Source organism: Variovorax sp. 20P10.2.4 (genome assembly GCF_058244205.1).
Genome location: NZ_JBZAYE010000481.1, coordinates 1 through 5,685, shown reverse-complemented (window position 1 = coordinate 5,685; position 5,685 = coordinate 1). Strand labels below are relative to the sequence as shown.

Annotated in this window: 5 protein-coding genes and 1 pseudogene; 3 read left to right on the top strand and 3 right to left on the bottom strand. The window is 71.1% G+C overall.

Annotated features, from left to right (window positions below):
- Positions 1 to 960 (bottom strand): annotated as a pseudogene (locus AC27VN_RS30805) (PEP/pyruvate-binding domain-containing protein); the annotation flags it as partial.
- A 153-nt stretch (positions 961 to 1,113) separates the two neighbouring features.
- Between AC27VN_RS30805 and gorA the strand changes: the two are divergent.
- The gene (gene gorA / locus AC27VN_RS30800) at positions 1,114 to 2,475 is read left to right on the top strand and encodes a glutathione-disulfide reductase (protein WP_490879016.1); all 1,362 of its coding nucleotides are present in this window, start codon (positions 1,114 to 1,116) and stop codon (positions 2,473 to 2,475) included.
- A gap of 8 nt (positions 2,476 to 2,483) precedes the next feature.
- Here the strand turns inward: gorA and AC27VN_RS30795 are convergent, their stop codons facing one another.
- A complete protein-coding gene (locus AC27VN_RS30795; protein ID WP_490879015.1) occupies positions 2,484 to 3,386 on the bottom strand; it encodes a ketopantoate reductase family protein in 903 nt (300 codons plus the stop codon).
- Positions 3,387 to 3,441: 55 nt separating this feature from the next.
- Positions 3,442 to 4,356, bottom strand: a complete 915-nt coding sequence (locus AC27VN_RS30790) for a LysR substrate-binding domain-containing protein (protein WP_057592576.1) — start codon at positions 4,354 to 4,356, stop codon at positions 3,442 to 3,444.
- A 184-nt stretch (positions 4,357 to 4,540) separates the two neighbouring features.
- Here AC27VN_RS30790 and AC27VN_RS30785 point away from each other — a divergent pair, with 184 nt between their 5' ends.
- A complete protein-coding gene (locus tag AC27VN_RS30785) occupies positions 4,541 to 5,317 on the top strand; it encodes an ABC transporter permease (RefSeq protein ID WP_490879014.1) in 777 nt (258 codons plus the stop codon).
- On the top strand, positions 5,314 to 5,685 hold a 372-nt coding region (locus AC27VN_RS30780), incomplete at its 3' end, for an ATP-binding cassette domain-containing protein (RefSeq protein WP_490879013.1). The genes AC27VN_RS30785 and AC27VN_RS30780, both read left to right, overlap by 4 nt.

Here is a 5,685-nt window from a genome sequence, read left to right as displayed (position 1 = left end):
GCGCACCTGGTAGCCCGAGGCCGCGACCTTGAGCGCCACCCACTGGCCCGCATGCGCGCGCAGCGCCTCGGCCGCGTCGCGCACGTAGGCGTTGGGAATGCCCCAGCCCTTGGCCAGCAGGTTGACGTGCGACAGCGCCGTGGACGGCCGCTCTGTCAGCACGCCCGCCACCGGCGGCAACGCGATCGGCACCTGGCGCAGCACCGCGATGTCCTCGGGCAGCAGCGCGTTGACCGCGCCCTCGTCCTCGACGATGCGCACCCGGCCACTGGCCGTGCCGAGGTTCATCGGCAGGTAGGGCTGCTCGCGGATCAGCGCCTCCTGCGTCACGAAGTCGACGCCGGCCTCGCGTGCCACGCGCTCGTGCAGCGTGGAGTTGGTCTTGAACTTCACGGGCGCGAAGAAGCTGGCCTTCACCGCGCGGTCGGCCTCGCGCAGCAGCGGCGCGGTGAGGCGGTCGCCTTCCCAGAATTCGTAGCCGAAGCCCGCGACGTTCTGCTGCCAGCTCAGCGTGCCGAACAGGAAGCGGCGGTCGGGCACGAGGTAGTTGCGGTCGATCTCGCGCTTGCCCGCGTGGGGCGCCAGACCGGTGTCGCGCACGAAGCGCACGTGCAGCTGCCAGCGCGGCGTGTCGAGGTAGTACACGCGCGGTGCCGGCTTCGCGCGCCGGTCGATCACGAACAGCACATGCGGCAGCGCCATCGGCGTGCCGACGTCGTAGGTGCGCGCGAGCGCGTCGAAGTCGGCGCGGCTGGCGAGCGCGGGCAGCGACGAGGCGCCGCCGGCGGGACGCACGGGCGAGGCCGGTTCCTCCACGCGCTTTTGCGCGTCATAGAACGAGGGCTTGCGCGCGAGCTGCGCATCGGCGGGCAGGGGCGCGAGAACGGACAGGCACGACACGAGCGGCGCAAGCCGGCGCGCAACCGCGCCGCGTGGAAGGTGCCTGGGGTCGTTCTTCATGCGCTTGTCTCTGTCCTTCGTTGCCGACGAGCGCGGATTCTCGCTCCACCGCCGCCGGCGCGCGCGACGCCTCGCAGCGTGCTCCAAGCCCCGTGCCGGGCAGCGGTCATCGACGCGGGCTACAGTGCGCTCGCAAAGGAGAGCCTTTCTTCCATGTCCACCCCCTACGACTTCGATCTCTTCGTCATCGGCGGCGGCAGCGGCGGCGTGCGCGCCGCGCGCATGGCCGCGCAGACCGGTGCCCGCGTCGGCCTGGCCGAGGCCGCCGAACTCGGCGGCACCTGCGTCAACGTCGGCTGCATTCCCAAGAAGCTCTACAGCTACGCGGCCGGCTATGCCGAATCCTTCGAGGAAGCGGCGGGCTACGGCTGGCAGCTGCCCGGCGAACCGGTGTTCGACTGGTCGCACCTGAAGTCGCAGCGCGCCACGGAGATCTCGCGGCTCAACGGCATCTACGCCTCGCTGCTCAAGAACTCGGGCGTCACGCTGGTCACGGGCTGGGCCCAGCTCGCCGATGCGCACACGGTGGAGGTCGACGGCAAGCGCTACACCGCGCGCCACCTGCTGGTGGCCACCGGCGGCACGCCCTTCGTGCCCGACATCCCGGGCCGCGAGCACATCGTGACCTCCGATGCGATGTTCGACCTCGACCCGTTCCCGCGCCGCCTGCTGGTGGTGGGCGGCGGCTACATCGCCTGCGAGTTCGCCTCGATCTTCAACGGGCTCGACGCGAAGGTCACGCTGCTGCACCGCCGCGCGCACCTGCTGACCGGCTTCGACGACGACGTGCGGCAGTTCCTCGCCAACGAGATGGGCAAGGCCGGCGTCGACGTGCGCCTGAACTGCGAAGTGGCCTCGGTCACGCGCACCGCCGACGGCCTCGTGGCCACGCTCGCGCGCGGCCAGCAGATCGAGGCCGACACGGTGCTGTTCGCCACCGGCCGCGTGCCCAACACGCAGGGCCTGGGCCTCGAGGCCGCGGGCGTGGCGCTCGACGAGCGCGGCGCGATCGCGGTCGATGCGCACTACCGCAGCTCGGTGCCCTCGATCTATGCGGTGGGCGACGTCTCCACGCGCGTGCAGCTCACGCCGGTGGCGCTGGCCGAGGCGATGGTGGTGGTCGACGAACTGTTCGGCAAGGGCAAGCGCCGGCTCGACTACGAGTTCATTCCCACCGCCGTGTTCACGCACCCGAACATCGGCACCTGCGGCTACGGCGAGCTCGACGCACGCGCGAAGTTCGGCCAGGTCACGGTGTTCTCGAGCGAGTTCAAGTCGCTGCGCCACACGCTCTCGGGCCGCAGCGAGCGCACCTTCATGAAGCTGGTGGTCGACACCAAGAGCGACCGCGTGGTGGGCCTGCACATGGTGGGCGCCGACGCGGGCGAGGTGGTGCAGGGCTTCGCGGTCGCGATGCGCGCGGGCGCGACCAAGGCGATGTTCGACAGCACGGTGGGCATCCACCCCACTGCTGCCGAGGAGTTCGTGACGATGCGCGAGCCCATGCCGGGCTGAGGCCCGGTTCAGGCCCGCGCCGCCTTGTCCTCGAGCAGCCGCACCAGCGTCCACAGCAGCCGGTTGGCCGGCACCGGCACGCCCAGTGCCTCGCCGCGGCGCAGCACGAAGCCGTTGAGATGGTCGATCTCGCTGCGCTTGCCGCGCGCGAGGTCCTGCGCGGTCGAGGAGAACTGCGCGGGCATGGTGCGCGCGATGCCCGCCACCGCGGCATCGATGTCGCCCGGGATCGTCACGCCCTCGGCCCGCGCGACCGCGAGGCACTCGGCCACCACGTCGCGCAGCACGCCGGGCACGCCCTCGTTGCGCACCAGCACGCCGTAGGGCAGCTGCGTGATCGCCGACAGCGCGTTGTAGGCGCAGTTGAGGACCAGCTTGGCCCACAGCGCGCCGCGCACGTTGTCGGAGAACTCGGTCGGCACGCCGGCCGCGCGCAGCGCCTGCGCCACTTCCTCGCCGCGGGCCGAGGGCGCGATCACGAGTTCGCCGCGGCCGTTGTGCTTGACGTGGCCCGGGCCCGCCATGCCGGTCGCGACATAGACCACGGCCGCGGCCACCTCGTGGGACCGCAGCACGGAGCGCGCGCGCTCGTCGTTGTCCACGCCGTTCTGCAGGGTGAGCACCAGCGCGGCGGGCGCGAGATGCGGCGCGATCTGCGCGGCGGCGGCCTCGGTGTCGGTCGACTTGACGCAGAACAGCACGAGGTCGGCGCCCCGCACGGCGTCGGGCTCGGTGCTCGCGGCCATGGGCACGTGTTCGTCGAAGCTCTGGGCCTCGAGGCGCAGGCCGCGCGCCTGGACGGCCTCCACGTGCGCGGGCCGGCCGATCAGCACCACCTCGTGGCCCGCGCGCGCCAGCATGGCGCCGTAATAGCAGCCGACCGCGCCGGCGCCCATGACTGCGACTTTCATCGATGCATCGTCCTTGTCGTGATGAGGGATGGCGAGCGTAACCACTCGCGCGTTTTCATGCCTCGGCCTCGACGCCGCGCGACTTCTGGCCCTCGTCGAGCAGCCAGGCGCGAAAGGCCGCGAAGGCCGGCAGGTCGAGCCGGTCGGGCCGGTAGCAGAGGTAGTGGCCCTGGTTCACGCCGACCGGCGTGCCGCAGGGACTCAGCAGCGAGCCCTCGGCGAACTCCTCCTGCACCAGCAGCTTCGGCACCAGGCCGATGCCCAGGCCGTTGAGCGCGGCCTGGATCAGCGCCGAGTACTGCGCGAAGCGCGGGCCGGCCACGGTCTGCACCTCGGGCACGCCGTGCTGCGCGGCCCATTGGCGCCAGGCGGTGGGCGCGCCCTCGTGGTGCAGCAGCGTATGGCCGAGGATGTCGGCCGGCTGCGCGATGCGGTGCCGCCCCTCGACCAGCGAGCGCGCCACGATCAGCACGAACTCGCGGCCCGCGATGTATTCGGACACCACGCCGGGCCAGCCGTCGGGGCCGTAGCGGATCGCCGCGTCGACGCCGGCCGGGATGCCGTCGCTGGGCTCGAGATGGCGGCTGAAGCTCAGCATGACGTGGCGGCTCTTCTGGCTGAAGGCGGGCAGCCGCGGGATCAGCCACTTGGTGAGGAAGGTGGGCACGCTCGCGAGCGTGAGCAGGCCGGCGCCGGCATCGCCCGAGCGGGCCTCGAAGGTGGCGGTCTCGATCGCGCGCAGGCCGCCGGCGATCTTCTGCCAGTAGACGCGGCCCTGCGGCGTGAGCTGCACGCCGCGCCCGTTCTTCTGCAGCAGGGCCCGGCCGAGGAAGGCCTCGAGCCCCGCGATCTGCTTGCTGACCGCGCTCACGGTGATGCACAGGGCGCCGGCCGCGAGCGTGAGGCTCTCGTGGCGCGCCACCGCGTCGAAGGCCAGCAGCTCCTGGATGGTGGGGCAGTCGCGCTTCATGCATGGCTCCGGTTGATGAAAGTTCGGTGAAAAACAGTTGCCAACAGCTCAAGTGTCGTCATCCAACTTTCACCCATGAATACCAAGGCGCTTCCTAGAATTCAGGCCGATGCGGCGGAAGACCCGGCGCAGACAGTAGCGCATCCGGAAAGTATGCCGGCCGCGCGTGACACAGAGACAACCCTTGGTTCGCGGCATCTCGCTCCTCTACGGCCTGTACCTGCTGCTGCCCATCGCCCTGCTGCTGGTCGGCAGCGTGGGCGGCAACTGGACCAACACGCTGCTGCCCACGGGCCTGACCGGGCAGTGGTATGTGGACCTCTGGCTCGACACCTCGTTTCGCAAGGCCTTCGTGAGCAGCCTGGTGGTGGCGCTCTCGGCCTGCGCGATCAACACCGTGCTGGCGCTGCCGCTGGCCTATGCGCTGTACCACGGCGCGCGCCGCGGCGGCAGTCTGGCGGCGCGCATCGTGAGCGCCACGCCGGTGGCGGTGCCGGCGATCACGCTGGCCTTCGGCTACATGATCGTGTTCAACACCGACCTCGCGCCCTGGCTGGGCTCGATGCCGCTGTTGATCGCGGCGCACGCGATCCTCACGCTGCCCTATCTCACGAACACGCTGCTGGCCGACCTGCGCCACCTCGACCTGGACCGGCTCGAGCAGGCCGCGGCCACGCTTGGCGCCTCGGGCTGGCAGCAGTTCAGCGGCATCGTGCTGCCGAGCCTGCGCCAGAGCCTGATCAGCGGGCTGGTGATGGTGGCGGCGATCTCGGTCGGCGAGTTCGGCGTGTCGAACCTGCTCACCAGCTTCCAGAACCGCACCTACCCGGTGGTGCTGCTGCAGGCCTTCTACGGCGCCACGGGCTTCGCCTGCGCGGCCACGGTCATCCTCCTGGTGCTGGCGAGCGCGTCGGCGCTTCTTTCCTCCTCCCTGGTGAAGCAACGCGCCGTCACGCCATGAGCCTCCTCCTCGACACGGTCAGCTACAACTACCCCGGCAGCACGCACGGGCTGCACGAGGTCTCGCTCGACGTGCGCACCGGCGAGCTGGTCGCGGTGATCGGGCCCAGCGGCTCGGGCAAGTCGACCCTGCTCAAGCTGGTGTCGGGCCTCGAGACCGGCCACACGGGCCGCATCGCGCTCGACGGCGAGGACATGTCGCGCACGCCGGTGCACCGGCGCCACATCGGCATGGTGTTCCAGAGCTATGCGCTGTTCCCGCACCTGAGCGTGCTCGACAACGTGGCCTACGGCCTCAAGCTGCGCAAGGTGGCGACCGCCGAGCGCCGCCAGCGCGCGCAGGCCTTGCTCGACACCGTGGGCCTGGGC